Source organism: Colwellia sp. C1TZA3 (assembly GCF_007954265.1).
In the GTDB taxonomy this organism is placed as follows: Bacteria; Pseudomonadota; Gammaproteobacteria; order Enterobacterales; family Alteromonadaceae; genus Cognaticolwellia.
Map to the genome: position 1 here is coordinate 13366 of NZ_VOLS01000020.1, position 26133 is coordinate 39498.

Annotated in this window: 14 protein-coding genes and 2 riboswitches; of the genes, 9 read left to right on the top strand and 5 right to left on the bottom strand. The window is 39.0% G+C overall.

Going from position 1 to position 26133, the window contains the following annotated elements; translation table 11 throughout:
* Positions 1-39 precede the first annotated feature (39 nt).
* The 3 genes from argR to ESZ39_RS07945 all read right to left on the bottom strand — a co-directional run bounded on the left by argR (position 40) and on the right by ESZ39_RS07945 (position 3935).
* On the bottom strand, positions 40-519 hold the full coding sequence (gene argR / locus ESZ39_RS07935) for a transcriptional regulator ArgR (RefSeq protein WP_146879378.1): 480 nt from the start codon (positions 517-519) through the stop codon (positions 40-42).
* 123 nt (positions 520-642) lie between these two features.
* Complete coding sequence (locus ESZ39_RS07940; RefSeq protein ID WP_223270292.1) at positions 643-1734, bottom strand: ACP S-malonyltransferase; 1092 nt, start codon at positions 1732-1734, stop codon at positions 643-645.
* A complete protein-coding gene (locus ESZ39_RS07945) occupies positions 1731-3935 on the bottom strand; it encodes a dehydrogenase E1 component subunit alpha/beta (RefSeq protein WP_146879379.1) in 2205 nt (734 codons plus the stop codon). Before ESZ39_RS07945 ends, ESZ39_RS07940 begins: the two co-directional genes overlap by 4 nt.
* Before the next feature lie 211 nt (positions 3936-4146).
* Here ESZ39_RS07945 and ESZ39_RS07950 point away from each other — a divergent pair, with 211 nt between their 5' ends.
* Positions 4147-4977 (top strand): LysR family transcriptional regulator, encoded by an 831-nt coding sequence (locus ESZ39_RS07950; RefSeq protein WP_146879380.1) that lies wholly within the window; start codon positions 4147-4149, stop codon positions 4975-4977.
* A gap of 1024 nt (positions 4978-6001) precedes the next feature.
* The gene (locus ESZ39_RS07955) at positions 6002-7105 is read left to right on the top strand and encodes a phosphotransferase enzyme family protein (RefSeq protein WP_191321728.1); all 1104 of its coding nucleotides are present in this window, start codon (positions 6002-6004) and stop codon (positions 7103-7105) included.
* 101 nt (positions 7106-7206) lie between these two features.
* Here ESZ39_RS07955 and ESZ39_RS07960 read toward each other — a convergent pair whose 3' ends face one another.
* Positions 7207-9060 (bottom strand): TonB-dependent receptor domain-containing protein, encoded by a 1854-nt coding sequence (locus tag ESZ39_RS07960; protein ID WP_146879382.1) that lies wholly within the window; start codon positions 9058-9060, stop codon positions 7207-7209.
* Between the two features lie 55 nt (positions 9061-9115).
* Positions 9116-9290: riboswitch (cobalamin riboswitch) on the bottom strand.
* A gap of 25 nt (positions 9291-9315) precedes the next feature.
* Complete coding sequence (locus ESZ39_RS07965) at positions 9316-9768, bottom strand: hypothetical protein (RefSeq protein WP_146879383.1); 453 nt, start codon at positions 9766-9768, stop codon at positions 9316-9318.
* 276 nt (positions 9769-10044) lie between these two features.
* Positions 10045-10244, bottom strand: a riboswitch (cobalamin riboswitch).
* A 573-nt stretch (positions 10245-10817) separates the two neighbouring features.
* On the opposite strand from ESZ39_RS07965, the gene ESZ39_RS07970 reads away from it, so the two are divergent.
* The 7 genes from ESZ39_RS07970 to ESZ39_RS08000 all read left to right on the top strand — a co-directional run bounded on the left by ESZ39_RS07970 (position 10818) and on the right by ESZ39_RS08000 (position 25924).
* On the top strand, positions 10818-11630 hold the full coding sequence (locus tag ESZ39_RS07970) for a cobalamin-binding protein (RefSeq protein WP_146879384.1): 813 nt from the start codon (positions 10818-10820) through the stop codon (positions 11628-11630).
* Position 11631: 1 nt separating this feature from the next.
* Positions 11632-17298, top strand: a complete 5667-nt coding sequence (locus tag ESZ39_RS07975; protein ID WP_146879385.1) for an ABC transporter substrate-binding protein — start codon at positions 11632-11634, stop codon at positions 17296-17298.
* A gap of 744 nt (positions 17299-18042) precedes the next feature.
* On the top strand, positions 18043-19080 hold the full coding sequence (locus ESZ39_RS07980; RefSeq protein ID WP_146879386.1) for a helix-turn-helix transcriptional regulator: 1038 nt from the start codon (positions 18043-18045) through the stop codon (positions 19078-19080).
* Positions 19081-19953: 873 nt separating this feature from the next.
* Positions 19954-21804 carry a TonB-dependent receptor plug domain-containing protein gene (locus ESZ39_RS07985; RefSeq protein ID WP_146879387.1) on the top strand — a complete coding sequence of 617 codons (1851 nt, stop codon included), beginning with the start codon at positions 19954-19956 and terminating at the stop codon, positions 21802-21804.
* Between the two features lies 1 nt (position 21805).
* Positions 21806-22309: a YfiR family protein gene (locus ESZ39_RS07990; RefSeq protein ID WP_146879388.1), complete on the top strand. Its 504-nt coding sequence runs from the start codon at positions 21806-21808 to the stop codon at positions 22307-22309.
* Between the two features lie 5 nt (positions 22310-22314).
* Positions 22315-24900, top strand: a complete 2586-nt coding sequence (locus ESZ39_RS07995) for an ATP-binding protein (protein ID WP_146879389.1) — start codon at positions 22315-22317, stop codon at positions 24898-24900.
* On the top strand, positions 24887-25924 hold the full coding sequence (locus ESZ39_RS08000; protein ID WP_146879390.1) for a two-component system response regulator: 1038 nt from the start codon (positions 24887-24889) through the stop codon (positions 25922-25924). The genes ESZ39_RS07995 and ESZ39_RS08000 overlap by 14 nt, the downstream gene beginning before the upstream one ends.
* Positions 25925-26133 lie beyond the last annotated feature (209 nt).

Here is a 26133-nt window from a genome sequence, read left to right on the forward strand (position 1 = left end):
CCTATCAGGTTAAGCAGGCATTTAATATAGTAAGCTAAATTATTGTGTTGATACCCCTAACAACAAGCTGATATCTTTAGTTATTTCATCAATACGATGCACATCTGTTGGCGCGATAAAAATAGTATCGTCACCGGCTAACGTACCTAAAATACCGGTTGATTCACCTAAACTATCTAACATTCTTGAAATTAATGGCGCGCCACCAATCCCTGTTTTTAAAATAATCTGCATATTATTATGTTTAACACTGATCACCACAGATTGAATAGCTTGTTTTGATTTTGGTACCGCTAACTCGTCTGGCAGAATATAGACCACTTGATCATTAGCATTTCGCATTTTCACTGCGCCAAGTTTAGATAACAAGCGGGAAATTTTCGCCTGCGACATGTTCTTAAAGCTTTGCTCGGCTAAAGCATCAGCAAGTTGACTTTGCGAGCCATAACACTGTTCTTTTAGTAATGCTTTAAAGGCGAGTATTAACTCTGCTTCATTTTTTTTACGGCTTGTTATCATTAATTAACTCGAAACGGAAATTGCTTTTGTCTATTGTATAAAATAAATATTTTTTCGGCTATTTTATTTTACATGAAAATTGTAACCGCTACTTAGCCTAAAATAATACCTGTCGAAATCGACTTATTTTACAACCTTTTTACGTTGCTCTGCTAAACCCATAGCGAGTATAAAAGGATCTTGTTTTTGCTGAGCAATAAAGTCAGCCTTACTTTGTAAATTAAGCCAATGATGACTGATCAAGCTTTGGGCTACAGCACCGCCTAAGGTCGCACCTGGGCCTAAAATAATCAGCTTATCAGGTGCAAACTCTTTAATTGCCACTGCTATCGCTTTTGAAAAGTTATAAGGCTCAACAACTTGAGTAGCAAGCGTGTAACGATGTAACTGCTCAACGTCACAACTATAAGGTTGCCACACTTGTCCTAGACCGTCGATTAACGGTATTTCAGGGGCATTAAAAAGTTCAGCTGACATTAACGACATTGCACGTTTTGAGACATCACTAAGCAGCGGCGTATGAAAAGCCGCATGGTTAAACAAATGCATGGGGTAGCGGTCTTGCACTACAGGTAATAGGCTTTCTAAGGCTTTTAAACCCGCTTTATTACCGCCAAAAACAAGGTAGCCACCTAAATTAATTGACAGATAAACCTCACACCCACTTTGTTGATTTGCCTCTGCTAGCCATTGCATTATTTTTTGCTCTTGCGCTGGCTCAATTTGCCAATCGTCGTTAATGATCGGGTAAATCATTTGCCCGCCAATAAGCTCTGTCGTCATCATCGAGCCCATGGTATTAATTAACTCAATAGCTTTAGCTGGTTTTAAAGCGCCCGCTACAGCCAACGCGATATACCAACCCATCGAGTTTCCTGTCACTGCGACAATATCAAACTCGGCTTTATTAATCGCTTGAAAGTCTGCTAGCGCACAAGCATAAATAAGCGCAGAAGCATTTTCGCCCGCGGTATGTGTACGCATGCTATAATTTTCCATACCGTCAAGTTCAGAGACTTTTGTTTGTCCTTGGCACTCACGAAAATCATCAATCAAAGAAATTATTTCGGTTTTATCACTATGTAAACGCTGTAAATAACCTAATTCTTCTTTATTGTAAGTACCACGCCCTGGACAAATCACTACCGCTCTTTGCTTGGTGTTATGCATTTTTTTCACGCTTGTTTCAGCGCTATTTTTGACTGACGAATTCATTGGCACATCTCCTTGGCGGCAGCGATAATATTTTCAACCGATGGCAACACTTCATAAGCGGCCGCGCCAAGAGGTATAAAGCTGTCACTGGCAGTAACGCGTTTTATTTTTGGGCACTGGCTTATTTGTTCATGAATTAAGGTCACTAAGGCTTCACTAATTGAGCCGGTTTGACGACATTCGTCAACAATAATCACATGCTCACAAGCATTTACTTGCGCCAAAATACCTGGCTCATCTAGTGGTGCTAACCAACGTAAATCCACCACACGCACATCAATACCCTGCTCCGCTAACTTGGCTTGTGCTTGGCGCGATAAGTAATTGCCATTACCATAAGTTAAAATACACACTTGCTGACCTGAGCCTGCGACCTTAACGCCTAAATCAATGCTCTGATCTGCCAATGCTGGCGCTTGGTATTCAAAAGTCCATAAGCCATCACCTTCTTGATGTAAATCTTTCGCCATGTACAAGGCTATTGGCTCTAAAAATATCACCATGCGTTGCTGCTCTTGCGCTAAGCGCACACTGGCGCGCATCATTTCAACCGCGTCAGCGCCATTTGACGGACAAGCAATGATCAAGCCTGGAATATCACGAAATACGGCAAACGAGTTATCATTATGAAAATGACCACCAAAACCTTTTTGGTAAGCTAAACCGGCAATACGAATGACCATAGGATTGGTAAATTGGCCGTTAGAGAAAAATGGTAAGGTGGCCGCTTCACCACGAATTTGATCTTCCGCGTTATGCACATAAGCCAGAAATTGAATTTCAGGAATAGGTAAAAACCCGTTATGCGCTAAACCAATCGCGGTACCTAAGATCGTTTGCTCATCTAATAAGGTATTGATCACTCGGTTCTTACTAAAACGTTCGCATAGTTTAGCCGTAACGTTATAAACGCCACCTTTTTTGCCAATGTCTTCACCGCACATTACAATACTGGGGTATTCAGCCATCAAGTCCATCAATGTCCAATTAATCAATTTGGCTAAATGCTGCTTTTTAGGCAGATTATGTTGCTCATGACTAAAAATTGCTGCGCGAGTTTCATCACTGACCGCTATTGAACTTAGTGCTTTGTGGTTCTGGGGGACAATGCTCGCCATTATCGCCTCAGCGCTGGTCAGCTTTGCTTTGCTAGCGGCATTTTCAGCAATAACCGCAATACGACTTTCAACGTCTTGGTAAATTTTAATCAGCTCTTTTGACATTAAAATATTGTTTTCTAAAATAATGCGCGCGGTGTGTAGTAGCGGGTCTTGAAACTCTGTTGCGGTAATATCGGCGATATCACGGTAAACGAACTCAGCATCAGAGCCCGCATGGCCCAGTATACGCACGGTGCGAATATGTAAAAACACCGGTTTGCGTAATTCTCGAGCAATACGTTCGGCTTTTTTGGCGGTTTGGTAAGTATCTAAAATATTTAAGCCATCACAATAGAGGTAAGTTAAACCGGCTCTATTGGCATAATTAGCCGCAATCCAACCTTCCGGTGTTGCGGTTGAAATACCAATGCCGTTATCTTCACAGACAAAAACAATCGGCATAGGGATCGACTGATACGCCGCCCAAGCCGTGCTGTTAATTGCCCCCTGTGTGGTTGAATGATTCGATGAAGCGTCACCAAAATTACAAATAATCACGCCATCGTTTGGAATTTCGCCTTGATGCGCTAAACGCTCTGCTAGCGGAATACTAAAAGCAGCGCCCATGGCTTTGGGTAAATGTGAAGCTATGGTGCTGGTTTGCGGTGGAATAGCCAATGCTTTGCTACCCAGCACCTTATGACGACCACCAGAGATAGGATCATCTTTTGATGCGGCAAAAGACAACAGCATGTCGTATAAAATGGTTTGTCCCGGCACTTGCTTACTACGCTGAATAACAAACGCGGCACTGCGATAATGTAGAAATGCCATATCTGTCGGCCGAAATGCCTTGGCATAAGCGGCATTGCCCTCATGACCCGAGCTACCAATAGTATAAAAACTTTGGCCTTTTTTCTGCATCACCCGTGACTGCAAGTCAAGGTGGCGACTCATGACTTGCGTTTCAAATAGGTCAATAACTTCAGCTGAACTTAATCCAACATCACTAGGGCTTAAAACACAAGTTGATTTAGGTAACGTTCGAGCTCGAACAAAATTGATAAAATTTTCTTTCACCAATTGATTGCGATCAGACATCTTATCTCCACGGGGAATAGTTATTATTATGGTGGTTTAAAATTAGTGTTGTAAGACGATTTAAGATATTAAAAAATAAGCTAAAAAAAGTTATACAACATAAAGTGCAGAAATAATAAGCAAAAACTAGCCAAAGTTAAAATATTCTTTTCCTTTACCTGTTATAGTTTTTTTCTATACATATAAAAACACCAAAACAGCAAAGGCCGCTATGGATTTAAAGTCACTCAATTATTTTATTTCAGTATACGAACTAAAAAGCTTTAGTGCTGCCGCAAAAGCGTGCTTTATTGCCCAACCTTCAATATCGGCAGCAATAGCACAATTAGAGCAGCAACTTAGTGTGCAACTCTTTATTCGTCATGCCCGTGGTGTAACGCCGTCAGAGCAAGGGGAAAAGCTTTTTCCGTTAGCCAAGCAACTGCTAGGACAAGCGGGGGCAATCAAAAGTATTTTTTCAGAAAAAACTGATAAACAAGCATTTAACTTAGGAGTAACCCGAGGCTTAGGTGTTGAGCGCATGAGTCTGCTATTAAAAGATTTTACCTCCGCCAACCCCATGGTTGAGCTGACTTTAGTACCTCATACCGAAAAGGTTGACGCACGTATTATTTTAAAAGACGAACGCCATGAGAATGAACAATATATCAACATGTGGCAAGAAGACTACTTGCTGGTATTGCCTTATGATCACGTATTAGCACTCAAAGATACCGTAACTTTAAAACAGCTCGATGGCTTACCTTTTATTCAACGTACACCTTGCAGTGCTTGGAATAACTTACAAGATACCTTAGCGCTGGCCGGTATTAGTCTTGACGTGCGAGCAAAAATAACCACCATAGATTATGCCCTTGGCTTGGTCCATGCTGGTTTAGGTTGTGCATTTTTACCGGCACACAGTGAGATTATTAAGCGTAATGACGTGGTGTTTAGGCCAATAGTCGGCCTGCAACTGACCCGAGAAATTGTCCTCGCCTATACCGAGTCATCTAAAGCTATTAATAATTTAAAACGTTTAGCGCGTAAACATGGGCATTAAAGTGGGTTATCTCTGCTTGTTTTCTCATGGTTTCTTCCCTGTAAAGATAAAACCATCTCACAGGGAGAAAAGAATGAGAACTGCAGGAGGTAAAGCACAGCCAAATACAAGGTGCTTTTGTCTTTAAAATACCACCCTGGCAGCTCTTCAATACGTTAAATTTTTTCTCCTTGTTTTCTCATTGTTTCCTCCCTGTAAAAATCTTGCCTGAAAAGTATGACCTATAAAAATAAAAAATATCTCACAGGGAGAAGATAATAAGGACTGCAGGAGGTAAAGCACAGCCAAATACAAGGTGCTTTTACTTTCAGCTTAAGGCCCTTTCAGCCCTTAACCTCTTAAATACCTTCTCCTTCTTTTCTCATTGTTTCCTCCCTGTAAAAATCTTGCCTGAAAAGTATGACCTATAAAAATAAAAAATATTTCACAGGGAGAAGATAATGAGGACTGCAGGAGGTAAAGCACAGCTAAATACAAGGTGCTTTTACTTTGAGATTAAGACCCTTTCAGTCCTTAATCTCTTAAATACCTTCTCCTTGTTTTCTCATTGTTTCCTTCCTGTAAAAATCTTGCCTGAAAAGTATTACCTATAAAAATAAAAAATATCTCACAGGGAGAAGATAATAAGGACTGCAGGAGGTAAAGTACAGCCAAATACAAGGTGCATTTACTTTGAATTTAAGGCCCTTTCAGCCCTTAATCTCTTAAATACCTTTTCCTTCTTTTCTCATTGTTTCCTCCCTGTAAAAATCTTGCCTGAAAAGTATGACCTATAAAAATAAAAAACATCTCACAGGGGGAAGAGCATGAGGACTGCAGGAGGTAAAGCGCGGCTAATATAAAAATATTAATAGTAAATGAAGACTTTTCATCTTGGCGACTATCTCTTAATATGTTGATAACTTAACATTTCGACCACTTAATTTGTCGAACTCTTAATATGTCGAACTTTTTATATGGTCAAACTCTTCATATAAACAAAGTTTCGTGTATTTATAGTGCCTTATGGTCAATAAAAAATCATATGACTTCAGCCTTACCTTATAAATTACTCGCAAAAGTGTTACCGCAATTTGGTTATGCTATAGACGATTGCAAAATTACTTTGCTCGGCAATGGTCTGATCAATAACACTTACTTAGTGCAAACGACTAATAAAATCTTTGTCTTACAATGTTTAAACCAACAGGTTTTTAAGGCGCCGCTGCAGGTAACCCATAATGCCGACCTGATCAGCGCGCACTTAAAAATTAAGTCTGACCATAAAAGCTACCCTCTCACGCCAATTTATCAGCTGCGCAGCATAGATAATAAAAACCATGTCAAAGTACAAGGGCAATATTGGCGTAGCCTGCATTATATTCCCCAGTGTTATACCCTAGAGTCGATCACTAACCTCGATCAAGCCAGTGCGGTTGCCAGTGCCTTTGCACAATTTACTGCCGCATTCAGTGATTTTGACAGTGAAAATTTAGCTGAAATCATAGTAAATTTTCATGATTTATCAATGCGAATAAAGCAATTTCAACAAGCACTAGCAAACGCTGCAGATACATTATTAATAGCCGCTCAGACAAGCATTAACTTTGTTCAATCGCAGCAAGACTTTATCGACAGTATCGCTGAAATCACTAAAGACCTGCCGTTACGAGTTACCCATAACGACACTAAAATTAACAATCTACTTTTTAGTAAAGCAACCAAGCAGCCCGTGGCAGTGATTGATCTAGACACCTGTATGCCAGGTTATGTGATGCATGATTTTGGCGATATGATACGCAGCTGCTGTGCGTCAATTGCCGAAGATAGTGCTGAACTCGGTAATATGAGCCTTAATTTTGACATATTGACCGCGTTAACCAATGCCTACATTGCCGGTTTTAATGGCTCGCTCAGCGAAATTGAACGCAAAAGTTTAATATTTGGCATTAAGTTGATGCCGTTTATGCTCAGTATTCGATTTTTAACTGATTTTTTAAATGGCGATCAGTATTTTAAAACCACTTACGCCAGCCATAATTTAGTCAGAGCAAAAAATCAATTACAGCTGTATCGATTGTTTTGCCAACAAGAAACATTATTAACTAACATAGTATTATCAGCTCCCGCATCGAACACGCTCGGATAATATAAAAAAGGCACCCTACGATTACAGAGGGTGCCTTTTTTATTTAAAGCGCTCTTTCACAAAAGCTTTAAGCGACATTAACCCCGAAAGGTCAATACAACCTAGTTATGGTAAGTAATACCAAGATAAAGTGCACGTTCTTGGCTGTTGTAGCTACTCGCCGTTTGATACGCTTTATCTAATAAATTAGTGATACGAGAAGAGACACTAAAATTGTCAGATACATCGTAGTTCAGCCCTAGGTTAATTAATTGATAACTCCCTAAGTCAACCTTACCAATGCCAAATACGGCATCTTCTCTTGCGCCAACAAATTGATATTCTGCGTAAACATCTACTGCGCTCAGCGTTGTCACAAACTTATAGTTAAATTTTTCTTTCGCGCGACGAATTAGCTGCTCATAGCTTAAGCGCCCAGTACTGTCTGTGGTCGACTGATCTTCAGCATCGGTATAAGAGAGATTAAAGTCATGCACACCGCCAAAGCCAGCATAGTTGCCTGAGAGTTCAACACCATTAATTTCAACTTTTGCAAAATTTGCTGCCACACCATCTTTTTGACCAATTAGGTCATCAATTTTTGAACGGTATAAACTAACACTGGTATTAACCTGAGCAATTTTTGTTTCAAAAAACAACTCTACTGTTTCAGAAAGCTCTGAATCAAGTGTTGGCGTACCAAAACCTGGGTAAAATAAATCATTATAAGTCGGTACTTTAAAACCAGTACCATAATTAAGTACCACGCGAGTATCTTCATCAACTTTATGACCAACACCGAAGTTATAAGTATTTTCTGAGTTAACATCTTCAACACTGTCGTGTCTTAATGTCGCTTCAAATGTCCAGGCATTTTCAGTATATAAGGTATGAGCGAAAACACCTGTGGTGTCTCTTTCTTCTTTGTCAAAAATGATGCTACTTTTAGAGACATCGTCTTGATAATAATCAACACCAATATTAACTTGCAGATCATCAGAAAGTTGGCTGTTATTAACAATAGAATATTGATTGCGACGGGTTTCGAAAACCCCTTGTGAAAGACCATCACTTAAACTGTCGATACTGTCACGACTTTGCCCAACAGAAAAAACAGTCTGGTTATTTACACCCTTAATACTCGTGGCATAATTGGCACGAACTAACCACGCATGATTTTTAAAGTCAGAGCCATTATAATAACCGTCATATTCATTGTCGCCGCTATCACTTGATAACAACCACTCGACTGAAAAGTCTTCCGTTATTTTTTGCTGACCTCTAATCGCGACCGAGGTAAAGTCATAACCGTCATCATCAGTTTCCATACCTTCTTGCACATCATAACCATCACTTTCTTCTTTACTGATGCTGATAGTAGTTTGGCCATCGCCGTGGCTAATGCCTGCACCCGCTTTATATTTTTGATAGTTGTCAGTACCAAAACTAGCACCCGCAAACAACTCTCCTGCCGATAACTGACGAGTAAATATTTGAATCACACCACCAATAGCGTCTGAGCCCCACAATGCTGCACGTGGGCCTTGCACGATTTCAATGCGCTCAATCATCTCTGGCGAAATAGTATTTAAACTTGTGCCACCGGAGGTAGCAGAGCTAACACGCACACCATCAATTAGCACTAAGGTATGGTCTGAGTTAGTGCCGCGCATAAAAATCGACGCGTTTTGCCCTCTACCACCATTGGTTGCAATATCAATACTGGGTACTGTAGATAATAAATCTAATAAAGAAATTGGGTTAGCTAGCTCGATATCTGCACGTGTAATAACAACTTGGCTAGTCAGCGCATTATCAATGTTCAAATGTGAACGCGTTGCTGTTACGGTTAAGACTTCGATATCAGCTACTTTACTTTCAGTGCTTGCTGAAGCAATAAAAGCTGTCGACATAGCACTGATCACGGCAAGTGATAATAATGATTTTTTAAAAAAATTGTTTTGCTTAATGTTCATATGACCTCATTAACGATGCCCTCCGCACCATTTGTATTACCACGCTTAAGCGCGGTGTAATTAAGCAAGTTAAAGTGCTCGGACTAACATGGCTAAGCTTTCTATAAATATATCTTTATATAAATAAAACGCTTAAAACTATGATCACCATTGCGGGGGCAGTGAAAAAATCTCATTTTCTTCCCTCGAACTTACTATGTAAAACAGTCACCAAAGTATTCAGTTACTGTCGCTATTTATTTTTTTGTCACTAAGTCAATCATTTATGACTTGGCGTATCAATACCTTGATTAATAATGTTATGACAAACTCAACGTTATTAACAATGCTAGCAATGCTTTGGTGTAGCCAGCGAGCTTGGCCAAAAAGTTGACGAGAAAACTCGCCCATCGACACCCAAGCGTGACGTACTTGGTTACTTATTTGCTTACTCACTAAAAACATTAGTTTCTGCGCTACTGTTAGTAATATTAGCCACTCTTTGCTTGCTTTATTGTGCGCAATAGCAACACTTTCGTTAGCAACACTTTGCTCACTAGTAAAGTGGTCACCAATAAAGTGTTTGCCAGTAAAGTGGTCGCCATTAAAGTAGTCATCCGTAAAGTGCTGGCTAGCAAAAGTAGTTAAGTCAGGAGAGTTAAGCGGTAACTTCTGAGGGGCATAATTAGGCGTATAAAAAACCTTCGCTATTAGCTCAATGTTAGCCATTTACTCGGTTAAGTATTCGAGTTTAGCCAAGGCACCTAATGACTTAGCTTTACTCGCGATAGTCGCTAGAGTTTTTTTGAGTGTTCGTTACTAATCGTTTTAATATCAAACATTTCAACACCTAAATAATACCAAGCCAAACATCAGTTGGCCGATATATCTGATTAACGTCGATAAGGTTTAACGCTATAAAGAGCAAATTCATCTTCACCACTGAGGTGGTATAAATGAAAATAGATAAAATATTCAATGCCCGAGTAACCCGCTCGACGTGGTAACTAATGACTATAATTCACCTGGTATCCTGACTTACAGCATTTATATTCCTTCCCAAATCACTTGTTAACAAAAAGACTTAGTGGTTAGTATATCGCTCTGTTTACAGTTGCGGGTACAGTTATGGACTTTCACCACATTCCCAGCTTTATTTTATTACACTTTTAACACATAAAAAAAATAAACTTGAAGATAACATTATTTAATTAATGGCGCGATTATCGACAGCTAGAGCTAAATAGCAAGGTTTATTTTTTCTTCACTTAGCTGTTAAGAATATAAATACCTTCACTTTTTCAGCTTTATGTCAGCGTGATATAAGCTGGTTTTTCAGCATAACAGTTAACTTATTAGCTTTATTTTTCGTTTATGCCCGTTAAACTAAACAGCTCACTATTTATGGTTAAGGCATCCATTAAACCACTTAATTAATCAAATTAGTATTAAAGCCAATTTTAACCCCATAGGCGGCAAAATATAGCAAACAAGCTTAGCGCATTAAACACTTAATTATGATGCGTTAATATCGAGTATGCCGATAATAGCCAGTAAATTAATTAAAAAATTAATCATTGTGTCTCTGTTTTTGATAAAGTAAAAAACACTAAACATCATGACCACTAGCTGATGGCGAAACATTGTTCATGGTATTGCTTGTAATAGTGCTACTGATAACGCTGCTGACAATGCTGCTGACAATGCCTTTTCATAGCAAAGCAAATACCGATGACAAAACTGATCACAAGACCACAAGCAGTCAACAAGGAAATTACATGACCCCAGTACCTGAACCTAAATGGCCAGAGCGCATAATCTGTTTAACAGAAGAAACCACCGAAGCACTTTATTTGATGGGAGAAGACCACCGCATTGTTGGCATTTCCGCTTATACCATGCGCCCTGAACGGGCTCGAAAAGAAAAAACAAAAGTCAGTGCTTTTATCACAGCAAGAACCGATAAAATATTGGCATTAAAACCCGACTTAGTCTTAGCATTTTCTGACATGCAAGCCGATATTGTTGCTGACTTAATCAAGCAAGGCATACAAGTACATTGCTTTAATCATCGCAGTGTTAGCGAAATTTTGCAGATGATACGTACCTTATCGGGCTTAATCGGCCAGCCAGAAAAAGGTGACAAACTAGTCAACGATTTACAAAGTAATTTAAGCAAAATTAAACAACAAGCAGCTAAGTTACCTGCTCAGCCAAAAGTTTATTTTGAAGAATGGTTCGATCCTATTATTACGGGTATTGGCTGGGTAAGTGAGCTAATAGAAATTGCCGGTGGCATAGACTGCTATCAAGAGTTTTCAACACAATCATTGGCAAAAAATCGTATTGTAGCAGAGCCCAGTGACGTTATTGCCAAGCAGCCTGATATTTACATTGCCTCATGGTGTGGCCGTAAATTTGATCAAGACAAGGTTACGTCTCGCGAGGGCTGGCAAACAATACCAGCGATAAAAAATGGTGACATCTATGAAATAAACTCTACTGATATTTTACAACCAGGACCCGCCGCATTAACTGACGGCGTTGAACAACTCGCCAAAATCATCAAGCAATGGGCTGAACGCGCATAATATGTTAAATTTTTGCACCATTAAACACAGCTTAATCACAATATTGTGTACCTTATCTTTCATTTTTAGTGGCCAAGGTTTGGGGCAAGAACTTGATAAAGTGTCTATTCAACTTAACTGGCTGCATCAATTTCAATATGCCGGCTATTACGCAGCAAAAGAACAAGGCTTTTATCGAGCATTGGGCTTAGAGGTAGAGTTAAGAGAGTTAAAAGAATTCAAAGGTTCAAGCGCTATTGAAGATTATGTTGTCGACGGCAGAGCTGATTATGGCATAAATGATTCGAGTTTAATTGTTGCCAAAAATAATGGCAAACCCGTTGTTATCGTCGCACAAATATTTCAACATTCTCCCGCTACTCTCGCCACATTACGCTCTTCAGGCATTGCCCGTCCATTTGATCTAATTGGTAAGCGCATTATGATAGATGCAAGGTTGAAAAATTTTGCCCCTATTACTGCGATGCTTATGCAAGCAGAACAAGATATGTCAGCCTTTACTTGGCAAGAACAAAGTGACCGGTTTTCAGCGTTAACTACCGGTAAAACTGATGCTATTTTAATTTATGATACTAATGAACCGTTTGAGTTTGACCAAGCAAATATTGGTATATGGACAATTAGCCCAAGAGACTATGGTATTGATTTTTATGGCGACAATCTTTTTACCAGTGAGTCAGAGGTAAAAAACAACCCTCAACGTGTACAAGCAATGCGTCAAGCAACTATTAAAGGTTGGCAATATGCGCTCAACCATAAAGCAGAAATCATTAAATTAATTGCAGAAAAATATAATAGCCAAGGCAAGTCTTATCGCCACTTAGCTTTTGAAGCTGACGAAATTAGTAAAATAATTTTAGCTAAATTTATTCCTTTAGGCTCAATCGCTCGCACCCGCATGGAAAAAATAAGTGAGATTTATTATCAATTGGGTATGATAGATAAGCCTTTCATTCCCAATAATCTATTACTAGAAGACGCTATAAGTAGCTTTGCACCTAAACAACTTACCCTTGATAGCAGCACGTCATTAATTATTGTTATGGTACTGATATCACTGTTATTAATTTTCTCAACACTGCTACTACCAAGATTAATTAGTCAACAGCACCTAGCTTCCTTTATGGCATCAAAAAAATTCCCTTTTATCGTCCATGCGGTGTCGATATTAAATGTTGTAATTATTTTTAGTGTTATTTATTTATCCTTGCAAGACAATGAAAAAATTAGCCAAGCCAATATCAAAAAAGATCTTGAATTTGTCGTTGAAGCAACAAAAAACCGACTTAATGACTGGCTAAGTGAGCAAGAAAATTTATTAGAACAAATCGCTAAAGATCACAGCCTAATTAACCTCACTAAAAATTTACTGGTGCAATCCCCGATACACGACACGCTCATCACCGCGAGATCAATGGCGAATATTCGTCAATATTTGCGTCAAAAATTTCAACAACATAATATTGAAAGCCAGAGCTTTGCCATTATTAATCAAGACTTCATCAATATTGCCACTGCTCATAATGACAACTTAGGTAAAGTTAGCGTAATAGCCCAACAACACCCTGATATTATCGCCGCAGTTTTTACCGGAAAAAGTCGTTTTGTTCCCTCGATAGCACCTGATGTTAAGCAACCCGTTAGTCATTCGCTCGGCACGATAGATCAATACAGTATGTATATGATCACGCCAATCCTCGATGAAAATAATCAGGTTATTGCCGCATTGTCTATCCGCATTCAAGTTAGTGGCCAAATCTCTACTATTATACAACAAGGTCGCATTGGCGCCTCAGGCGAAAGCTACTTAGTCAGTCGACTAGGCCAACTACTTTCCAAAAGTCGCTTTGACGATGAATTATCATCACTAAACTATTTTCAAGAGCACAGCAAAAACAAGCAACTGATCACACTTAAAGACCCACAGGTTAATGTCATGCAAAACCCTGATGCGGTGATTAACAGCCAACAATTGCCCTTTACTTTTATGGCAAACCAACTGGTCAATAATGCCCGTTCAGACAACATTAGTTTAATCACCGACCATAAAATTTCCAGCAATGTCTTGGGTTATAACGACTATCGCGGTGTCACCGTTTACGGTGCTTGGTTATGGAACCATCAGTACGGCTTTGGTATTGCAACAGAGATTAATACAAATGAAGCGATGGGTGGCGTAAATTCACTACGTAATGAATTGATGTTAATTGCTTTTATTACTTTACTATTAACCTTAACCTCTAACGTATTTACACTCACAGTTGGCCAACGTTCAACAACATATATGCGCCACTCAAAAGCAGAATTAGAGCAACTCGTTGCGCAACGTACCGCTGAATTACATCAACGTGAACGCGCAATGTGGCAGTTATATGAGCATGCACCCGTTGCTTATGCGACCTTAAATGCTCAAGGCAAATTTATTAAACACAACCTTGTATTCGCACAAATGTTTAAACGCCCACGAGGCACGTTTTCCTCCTTAAATTGGCAAAGCTTTGTGGCGCCAGTACACTACGTACACCAAATATTTCAGACCAAATCTCGGCTTTTAGAGTGTGAAGTTCCAGTCAAAATAAATGACACAAAAACTATCGACACCATGATGTCTGCCCTTCCCGTTTATAATGAAGATAATAAGTTAACCGAAGTGCGGTTAACTTTAATAGATGTTACGCAAAAAAATGCCGCCAAAGCACAATTTGCCGCCTTAATGGAGTCAGCACCTGACGCTATATTGATGTTAGATAAACATCGAGAGCACAGCATTGTAAACTCGCAAGTATTAACCATGTTTGGCTACGAAAAAACTGAGCTTATTGGCGAAAAAATTGAGCGACTATTACCTGAAGAAACCAGCTTACATATTTTTCACCATTTACTGCATGAGCCTACCTTAGAAAAAAAGCTACTCGAGCTTAACGGTAGACGCAAAAACGGCAACGAATTCTTTGCCGAAGTAACGGTCAGCGCTGTTGATATTCATAATGATCGCTTTATTGTTGCCATTATTCGAGACATCACCAAACGCAAGCAACGTGACGCCGAATTAGCTGAGCACATTCTTTTCCAACAAGCACTGGCTGATACTATTCCATATCCGATTTTTGTTAAAGACCCCAACTTAAAATTTATTAACGTTAACAAAGCTTATGAACAAACCTTTAATGTTGAAAGAGCAGATATTATTGGTAAAACGGTGCTAGACCTCGCCTATTTACCAGTAGCAGACCGAAAAGCCTATCAAGCAGAAGATAGAGAAATTATTGCTTCAATGGGCATGGTGCGAAAAGAAATACCGCTGATTTACGCTGATGGCTTAGAACACACCACCATGTATTGGGCAAAAAGCTTTGCTAAAGTTGATGGCTGCGCTGGCGGCTTACTAGGTACCTTTGTTGATATCAGTGAACAAAAAATGGCCGAGCAAACATTGGCCCATGCAAAAGCATTAGCAGAAGAAGCCGTTAAAGCTAAATCTAATTTTTTAGCCAATATGTCGCATGAAATTCGCACGCCAATGAACGCTATTATTGGTATGTCAGCATTAGCATTGAAAACCAATTTAACACCTGAACAAAAAAATCATATCGCCAAGGTCAATCTCGCGGCCGAGTCATTATTAGGTATCGTTAATGATATTTTAGATTTTTCAAAAATTGAAGCCAATAAACTCGACATTGAATCCATCCCGTTTTGCTTAGATGACATTCTTGATAACCTCAGCATGATGTTAGTGGATAAACTTAACGAGACACAAACTGAGTTGATTTTTGATGTCGAAAATAACGTCCCCATCGACCTTATTGGTGACCCACTGCGCCTTAGCCAAATATTAACTAACCTCGGCAGTAATGCCGCTAAGTTTACCGAGCAAGGAGAAATAAAAGTTCATGTTTCGTGCCTAAGTAAGCATGATGATAACGTTACCTTAAAGTTCTCTATTTGTGACACTGGCATCGGAATGAGTGCGCAACAACAAGAAAAATTATTTCAATCTTTTAGTCAGGCCGATGCCTCAACAACACGAAAATATGGCGGAACCGGTTTAGGATTAGCAATTTGCAAACGCCTTGTTGAATTATTGGGTGGTGAAATATGGCTAGAAAGCGAAACAAACCAGGGTAGTCAATTTCATTTCACCCTTAGCTACCAAAGCCAATCACTGAAAGATATCAGCGCTAAAAAACTGAATTTAGCCTCAGTTGAAGATTTAAAAATCGCCTTAATCACCGACAATAAAATCTATAAAGCTATTTTACAGCGGATGTTAAGGTCATTAGGTTTTATCGTCGAGAGTTATAGCTCTGTCGCCGAAGCGCTGCCGGAGCTAAAAGACAAAACCAAGGTTTTTGATGCCTTAATATTTGACCTTATCAATTGCAGTGATAATCAACACTGTAACGATTTGGGCTTAATTCTAGCTGCTCACATTGGTTTGCCCATATTACATATTCTCCCTAACAAGCAAAAAATGTCAGAGCTAGCACTTAAAGGCGATGAAAAATATTCCACCCTTTGTAAACCAATAACCTCCTCTAATTTACTCGACAGTCTATTACTAGCTTTGGGTCAGGAAAATCTGCGTAGTGTGCAATATAACTTTTCGCCACGTGAAGTCCCCTTGGCAATAGATACACTACAAGGTGCAAAAATATTACTTGTTGAAGATAATGAAATAAATCAAGAACTAGCGACTGAGTTATTAAATCAACATGGCATTGCAGTGGTGGTCTCCAATAACGGCCAAGCCGCTATAGAGCGCCTTAACCATGAGCACTTTGACGCGGTATTAATGGATGGCCAAATGCCAGTTAAGGACGGCTACACCACCACACGTGAGTTGCGTCAAGACCCTCGCTTTATCGACTTACCTATCATCGCTATGACCGCCAATGTGCTGGTGGGCGATCGTCAAAAAGCGCTAGACTCAGGCATGAATGAACATATTGGCAAGCCTATCAATACCAATGAATTATTTGTCAAACTGTCAAAGTGGGTTAAAGCTAACCGTCCAAGTAATACCCATACTGTAGATAAAATAGCGAAAACAACAAACAATAGAGCCCAGCCATTAGCTAATAAAAATAAACCGATGACTATTCCTGAACTCGACGGCATCGATATAAAAGCAGGTTTAGCAATAGCGCAAAATAATCACACACTATATTTGCGCTTACTGCTTAAATTTAAAGCTAACTATGTCAATGCTATGACACCAATAACCCTGGCATTTAACCACCATGACTTTACTCACATAGAACTACTAGCACATACCCTAAAAGGTGTTGCAGGCAATATTGGTGCTACACCGCTTTGCAAGCTTTGCCAACAGTTAGAAAGCAACGCTGTTCAACGTGATATAAAACCACTGCTTTTAGCACAGTGCCAAGATGAACTCAGTCGTATTCAACTTGCACTAGCAACACTTGAGCCTCAAGAGCCCATTGATATAAATTTTGATATTTCAACCTGTAAGGCACTTATAGCTCAATTAATCATTGATGTAGAACATTGTGATGTTGCCGCTATTGATACCCTGTATAGTTTACTGTCAATGACCCAACAGCAAACCTATTATCAAGCACTAAAGCACATTATGGCAAGAGTGGCCGTTTATGAATTTGACGACGCCGCAATACTGCTAAAAAAAATTGATATTTCGTAAAAAAATCACGCCAATAGCAATAGCACATAAACTATTGAATATTAAAGACTGTACGTAAATTATTGAGTCAAACTAGTGAATGGAGCTGTTATACCAATCCCATTAAGTTATTGCTCACTTGTACTAGTTAAAATAGCTCAATGCTGTGTTGCTCTCACTCCCAATAGCCAGCTATTGCTCAATCGAGCGCCTTACCTTGAGTTATTTTTCCTGCGCACAACAAGATCACAAACTTAATGGAACTGGTATTAGTTGAAACTGTTAAATAAAATTAGCCGCTAAGCGGTAACAGGATAAATGCCGAAGAATAACCACAATATTCACTCTCCTTACCAAGACGACTTTTTTAGATATAAAACGAAGTATTAAAGTTTGTTGATACAAAAGTGGCCATAATAAAATTATATTTTAATAGCTATTTTTCTTGATGATATAAAAAAGCAGATGCAACCAGGGTCACTTCATAATTAAAAAGCTAAAATTTTCTCAACATCATGATCTAAATAAATTTAATAGCTAGGTAACTTAGTAACTTAGTAACTTAATGGCCTCAACTGTATAGATAAAGACTTGACAGGCTAACATTAATTTTAAAGAAAAATTTACTTTGATGTATAATTTAGCAGTATGTACATTATTATACTGAAGTAGGATCTAAATAAGTTACTAAGGAGTATTACGGCAGTAATTAGTTTTATCAATACTAATTATGAATTATATAAGATAAACCTATGTTGGATACTTATGACACCTGCTAAGCAATTTAATGCTGAAATCACCCTCCCTGAACAATATACTCATGGTGTTAAACAACCAATCGATGCCAGTTGGATCCGACTGCTCTATGTCGCCTTACAACAACAAAATTTACCCGCGAATGAACTATTAGCCTCGGTAGGTATTGAGTCAGCTACTTTACATGAATTAGCTTATGTTCAAAGAGAAGTGGTGCTAAAGCTTTACGAGAATATTGCCATACATAACGGATTAGATACCTTACCAAGTTCAATTGCTAAGGTTTTTCAACCACATTTTTTGCGTCATACCGGCGCTATCATGTCAGATGCTAAGTCGGTGAATGATTTACTGGAAAAATTTATTTTTGCTAGTGATCAAATGAACAAATTGATTAAAGTCGTCATGATCATTAAGGCAGATTACACTTGGCTAGTGATTTCATCGCGGGTAGAGTCGCTTAACATACACAAAGTATCGTTAGAAATAGGGCTTTGTTTAGTCTATAGATTGATAAAGCAAATATTTCCTGCTGATTCGGCTATTATCGGCAATATTATTCTAAGCGTAAAAAGTAAAAGAAACGATTTTGAAAATATATTTGATTGTCCAGTTGGTTATCATAACAAGGACGAATATATTATTGTAATTAACAACAAGGCGTTAACTACAAGGAATATCTTTTCTACCCATTCAATTGGTTTTGAGCCTTTTATAGATAGTAAATTTTCAACCACAGTGTTTAAAAGGTTTTCTGATATTGAGCGTTTAATTGTGGAAAATATGGCTTCGAGTAATTTAAACATCACCTTTATAGCCGATAAGATGAACGTCAGCGTTAAAACCTTGCAACGCCAATTAAAGCGCTTTAATACCGACTTTAGTACCTTATTAACAAAACAAAAAATCAAACATGCGCAAATGTTATTAAGTGAAAATAAATTTACCTTAACCCAAATTAGTTATAAATTAGGTTTTAAATCGCCATCAAGCTTTTCTAGATCGTTTAAACAATGGACCGGCGTTTCGCCCTCAAATTATCAATAAATAATCTAAAAAACCATAGTTTTATAATATTTTTCACCTCCAAAATCATCCATAATTGTCCAAAATTAGTTGCTCGTATTGGCTCGGGCATAACATCATAGGATACTCCTGAAATGAGAATATCAAAGCCTAATTAATCTATATATACCCGCTACACTTCAAGCTGCAGGTTGCAGAGTGCGGGCAAAATTCTTTCAGCTAAAGGCCAGTCTCTAATCCAACAATTTACAAATTGGTATTAGGTGTTGAATAAATCCTTCTTGACAAAGTTCACTTGGATAAAATGCAGCAAGCATTAATACTGCCCACCATAGAGTAAACCTAGGCATTTAATTAACAATATCTTTATTATACAACCTCACTAATTATCTGATCATTTTTACTGGTTAAAACAACCCACTACTGCGTTATTTATTTAATAACCAGCACAACGAGTTATTAAATAAATGCCTTACATTTGGCGGTTTTCCCTGCATATAAAGTAGACCACCTAATTAATCAAATGGGTATGATGTTCAGCCAGATACTCTAGTTGAGCATAATAAAAATTCTATGTTAAGCCCATATTTGTGCCACCGTCATAAATATCAGATTTAAAAAAGCTAAATTTGATAAGTAAATGACCTTAACTGTTTAAATAAAGTCGTCACAAGTCAAAGGGAAGCTTTTATAATCGCGTTTATAAGTTAGTTCATAAATGACTCATTAGTTTCATCTAATCTTAGTTCAAGCAGTCATAGCCGTTAAGGCACATCAATTAATTCAAGTATTGAACAGTGCTTGAGGTCATCCTGTCGTTTTCTATAATTATCTATAGTGTTGGATAATAAATCTTTGCGACAACAAAAAGTAATACAAAGGCATATAATAATAATGAAAAAATTGCTTGTCTCACAAATACTTGCTTTAATATTTAGTGCCAATGCGCTGGCAAAGGCCAACAATTCAGCGATCGATATTACCGGCACTAGCCTAAGTGAACTATTTAACCTTAAAATAACCTCATTATCGAAAAAGAAGCAGGCGCTAAATAAAGCGGCGGCGGCCGTGTATGTGCTAACCCACGATGAAATCGACCGTCTGGGCGTAACTACCATTGCTGATGCACTGCGTTATGTGCCAGGGGTAGAGGTGGCGAATATTGATGCTAGTCGATGGGCTATCAGTATTCGGGGTTTTAACGGTCTTGCCGCCAATAAATTGTTAGTGATGATCGATGGCAGAAGTATCTACAGTCCTTTGTTTTCAGGCGTGGTGTGGGCAGAAAAAGATGTCGTATTAGCCGATGTTGATCGTATCGAAGTGATCAGAGGCCCCGGAGGCGCTATTTGGGGAGCCAATGCCGTTAATGGTGTGATTAATATTATCACTCGCAAAGCCCAAGCTACTCAAGGTGTTTTACTCGAGGCCGGCGTGGACTTTAAGCAGAACAAGGTAGTAACCGCCCGTTACGGTTGGCAATTAGCCCAAAATGCTTATATGCGCATTTATGCTAAACATCGCCAACATGACAGTACCAATGAGCAATTCAGTAATGATAATAACCGGCATAATCAAGTGGGCTTTCGATTTGACTATGACATTGCCAACGACAATGCCTTAACCTTACAAGGTGATCTGTATTCTGGGGTCATTGGTAACGTGGCTAGTCAGGCTGCGCCTGATGGTCAAACACAATCTGGTGGCAACTTGCTAGTTAACTGGCAATTTACCGGTGACGATAATGGCCAACATAAATTGCTCAGTTACTATGAGCAAACTCAGCTCAGCGTACCCATGTTGGATGACCAGCGAGAGATATGGAATGTTGATTATCAAGTAGAGCAGCAGTGGCAGCAACATGCTTTGGTAGGCGGAGTGGGTTATCGCTCATTACAAGATCAAGTGGACACCAGGCCATTCGACTTTATTGCACCAAAATCTCGCCATGATGAAGTGATCAATGCCTTCATTCAAGATGATATCGCTTTGCTTGATGATGATTTACACCTAATTGTTGGTATTAAATACGAACATAACGATTATTCTGCTAATGAATGGCTACCTAGTGTGCGTTTATCTTACCAATTGCCCGACGCTATGATTTGGGCAGCATGGTCAAAGGCGGTTAGAGTACCCACTCGAGTTGAAAGCGATATACGCTATGGTAGCTTTAGTGGCGAACATTTAGCGTCAGAGCGCGCCAATGTTTATGAATTAGGTTGGCGTAAAAAGTGGTTTGATGTTTGGCAATTGGACGCAACGGCTTACCGCTCACAGTATGAAAACTTGCTGTCGTTTGAAGCTAATGGTTACCGTAATAAAGTGTCAGGCAAGGTTCAGGGTATTGAGTTAAGTAACAGTATTCAGCTGCAGCCCTCTTGGCTAGTAAGGGTTAACCTTTCTCATGCCACTATGGATCTTTCTACGGCAAGTGATAGTTTGTCACCGGCCGGAGCAAAAACAACACAAGGACAAATGCCCCGCAACACCGCACAAGTTATTTCAATGTGGGATATCAACAAGCAATGGAAGTTCAATGGCTATTTACGCTATGTTGATAAGCTCACCAGTAATAATATTGATAGTTACTGGACTATAGATGCGACCCTGCAATGGCAAGTTACTCAGCGTTTTTCAATTCAATTAGCGGCGCGCAATATCGGCGATGGCTCACACCAAGAGTGGGATGCCTTGGTGCCGATAGAACAACAAGTTATGATTAATTTTAGGTGGGGAATATAACGTGCGCCAAATATTATTTTTAGTGTTGGTATTCATGACCAGCACAGTCTCCGCAGAGGGGGTGGTCTATCAAATCAAGGCTTCCTACATCTATAATTTTTTACAATTTGTACAGTTCTCAAACAATACGTTATCTGGAGAAGTTAACGTCTGTATTGTCGGTGAAAACAAATTTGGTCACGCTTTGGATGCATTAGAGGGAACCCAAACCCCCCAAGGTAAAATAGCGATAAGTATGTTTGATAAAATTACCCAGCCCATGCAAATCGCTTCATGTCAGGTGTTGTATGTGGTTGGCTCAGACATCCAATTTAGCCAACAAGTATTAGATAAAATTAATACCGAAAATATCTTAACCATAGGTGAGTTTTCTGACTTTATTGCTATGGGTGGCTATATCGAATTGTACCTGGAAGATGACTCTATTCACTTTCGGGTCAATCGACAATTAGTCGGGCATACCCAATTTAAAGTAGCAGCACAGCTACTAATGTTAGGGGTCTAGTGCAAATGACTAGACAAATTTCTCAGAAATTTTCCTTATGGAATACTATCTCTATTGATAACAAAATTCAGTATAGCATTTTCAGCTTTGCTTTTATGGTTCTACTGATCACCACCATTACTATGTCTTTATCGACCAATTCCCACTTTCATGACAGTAGCCAACGACAGATAACAGTATTAGCAGAAGCACTGGCCGGTAATAGTGGTGCAGCACTGACCTTTAATGATGCCAATGCCGGACTAACCATATTATCGGCCTTAAATAATAACCCTTATATAGTGTCGGCGATTTTGTATAAAGATAAGCAAGTATTTGCCCAGTTTCCGGCTAGTGCTAAAACGCCACTATTTAGCGATACTATTTTTGATGAAAAAATCCGTTTTGATGAAGGTTTTTATTACTCAGTAGCGCCAGTAATGGTCAATGGCAACCAGTTAGGTTGGTTACGTTTACAGACACAATTTGATGCCTGGCAACTGATTTGGCAGCAATTTATAATCACTTTTTCTGGTTTGTTAGCCGCTATTGTGCTGTTAACGCTCTTTATGTCTTATTGGTCGAAGAAGCAGATCACACGTCCGCTGTTAGCCCTATCAAAATGGGCGACAAGTGTTTATCAACATAAAGACTTTTCTGCTCGAGCAACAAAACAAAGTGACGATGAAATTGGTCAATTAACCGATAGTTTAAACGCGATGTTGAGCGAGCTATCGAAACAAGAATCGATAATATCGTTGAATCAAAGCTTAGAAGAAGAAATAACAGAACGTAAAAAAACTGAGCACGCACTGATCGCTATGTGCGACAAAGCGGAGCAAGCCAATCGTTCTAAGGGCAATTTCTTAGCGAATATGAGCCATGAAATTCGCACACCGATGAATGCCATTATAGGTTTTATTGACATTGTATTGGAAGGTGATTTGAATGATAAACATCGTAAACACTTACGCACTGTTAGAAATTCAGCCAAAGATTTACACAACTTATTGAATGATATTCTTGATGTAGCCAAACTTGAAGAAGGTAAGGTTGAATTAGAACAAGCGCCATTTTCAGTAAAAAACGTGGTCGATCATGTGGTTAGAACCTTTGAAATGGCTGCAAAACATAAAGGGGTACAGCTTATTCAACGCATAACCCCCAGTTTGCCACAAGGCTTTTTGGGTGATTCATTACGCCTAAAACAAGTGTTGATGAATCTAATGGGTAATTCGGTCAAGTTTACGGATTCAGGCTCAATCACTATTGCTGTTGAGCAGCTTGAAGCCGACAAGTTACAGTTTATTATCAGAGATACCGGCATTGGCATAGCGAAGGATAAGTTAGGCAATGTTTTTGATAATTTTAACCAAGCAGACACCTCCATTAGTCGTAAATATGGTGGTACCGGGCTGGGCACTACCATTTCAAAAAGTTTAGTCGAATTAATGGGCGGAGAAATTTGGCTGGAGAGCGACATTGGAGTGGGTAGTACTTTTTATTTTACTATTTGTATTACCCCTACGGACGAAATGTTGATTGATGAGCATTTTTCTATAGATACCACGTTACTAAAAACGCAAAAATCTTTGCAGATCTTAGTGGCAGAAGACGTTGAACAAAATGCTGAGTTATTACGCATTCGACTTGAAGCACTAGGTCATCACATTACTTGGGCAGTTAATGGCTTAAAGGCAGTGGAAGCTTTTCCTAGCGAGGCCTTTGATATTGTCTTGATGGATATTCAAATGCCGATTATGGATGGCTTACAGGCCTCAAAAGAAATTCGTAAACTGCCAAATGGCAAAAGCACACCAATCATCGCATTAACCGCCAGTGTGCTGCACGAAGATCGTAAGGCCTGTTTTGATGCCGGTATGGACGGCTTTGTCAGTAAACCCATAGATTTTAATGAATTATTTACCGAAATGGCAAAATTATTAAACAGCAGCTTTCCATTAAGTGATAGCGAAAATGACAATGTTCCCACGTTTATTGGCCCGGTTGAAATCCCTTACATTGACATGCAACGCGGCATTAATACTTGGGGTTCTGACCAGGTCTATATCGCCAATTTAAAACAATTTGCGCAACGACACCAAGTCAGCATGTTGCCAATTAAAACTGCAATTAACACAAGGGATTTTGAACAAGGGCTGAGTTTATTACATGCCTTAAAAGGTACCGCCGGTAATTTAGCACTAACTGAGTTATACGGTGAACTGCAAATGATGAATGATCACTTTAAGTGCCATAATATTGAGGCCGCAGAAGCACATATTGCGATTTTAACCCAGACTTTTGAGCGCAGTTTAACGTTAATTGAAGAATTAATTCAACCATCAAGTGATAGCAACATTTACTCGATTATAACCAAACAAGAAGTACTTGAGCAGATTAAACATTTGCAGGCATTATTCGAGCACTGTCAGTTAGATGACACTCTGTTTAAAAAGTTACTGCATCAATTACCCAGTTTAAAGACCCCTGATGAGCTAACCACCAAATTAGGTTGTGCGATTGAAGACTTTGATTTTGATATGGCAACCATAACACTAACCGATATTGAAATATTATTAAACAAGGAGCCAGTAAATGAAGTCAGTTGATAGTGTTAAAGCTAGAATTTTAGTGGTGGATGATGAACCTAATAATTTACAGGTTATCAACCAAGTTTTAGGCGAAGAACACCAATTGTTGTTTGCCAAAAATGGTAAAAATGCCATTAAAATTGCTATGCAACAGCAACCAAATTTAATTTTGCTTGACATCATGATGCCAGAAATGGACGGATTTGAGGTTTGTAAACAGTTAAAAAGCTCTGAAGTCACGGCTCATATCCCGATAATCTTCGTTACCGCAATGTCCGAAAATGAGGACGAATGTAAAGGCTTTGAAGTAGGTGGCGTCGATTATATTACTAAACCTATCTGCCCAGCCATTGTGCGTGTCAGAGTAAAAACGCATTTAACTTTGGTGGGTATTAATGAGCTTAAAGAAACTAGAATGCATATTATTCAACGGCTAGGACGAGCCGCTGAATATAAAGACAATGAAACCGGGTTTCATGTACTGCGCATGAGTCATTACTCAAAGCTAATTGCAAAGGCCTCGGGTTTAGATGAGTGTAGCCAAGAGAGTATACTGGGTGCTGCTGCCATGCATGATATCGGTAAAATTGGCATACCTGATCGTGTTTTATTGAAACCGGGTAAATTAGATGCTGATGAATGGGCAATCATGAAAAGCCATACCAGTATTGGCGCCGATATCATAGGTGAGCATGACTCTGCATTGCTAAAAATGGCGCGTAGCGTTGCCTTAAGCCATCATGAAAAATGGGACGGCTCAGGTTATCCTAATGGCTTACAAGGCAAAGAAATTCCTTTGGCTGGGCGTATAGTTGCTATTGCTGATGTCTTTGATGCGTTGATGTCTGTGCGGCCCTATAAAAAAGCTTGGCCTCTAGCAGAAGCAGTTGCTTATATGAATGCAGCAGCGGGTAGTCATTTTGATCCTGAACTTATTAAAGCATTTAACAAAGTTTTGCCTGAGATATTAGCCATCAAAGAGAAGTGGGCAGAGTCAGAAGATATTCCACCTTTTGTGCCCGAGCCAGCACACGTAGGATAATATAAATATTTAATAAAGTAGCTGCCAAACCACTGGATTTATAGCCGTTAAAATAGCCATACAGCTTTTAGGCTATTGGTTCAGTAAAAATTGTCCAGTAGGTATAGGTATTGTTTAGAAAAAATTTAACTTAACCCAAATCACTGAGCAATTAAATTTTAAATTGCTCTCGCGTTTTGCTAGAGCACTTAAGTAATGGACCGGTGTTA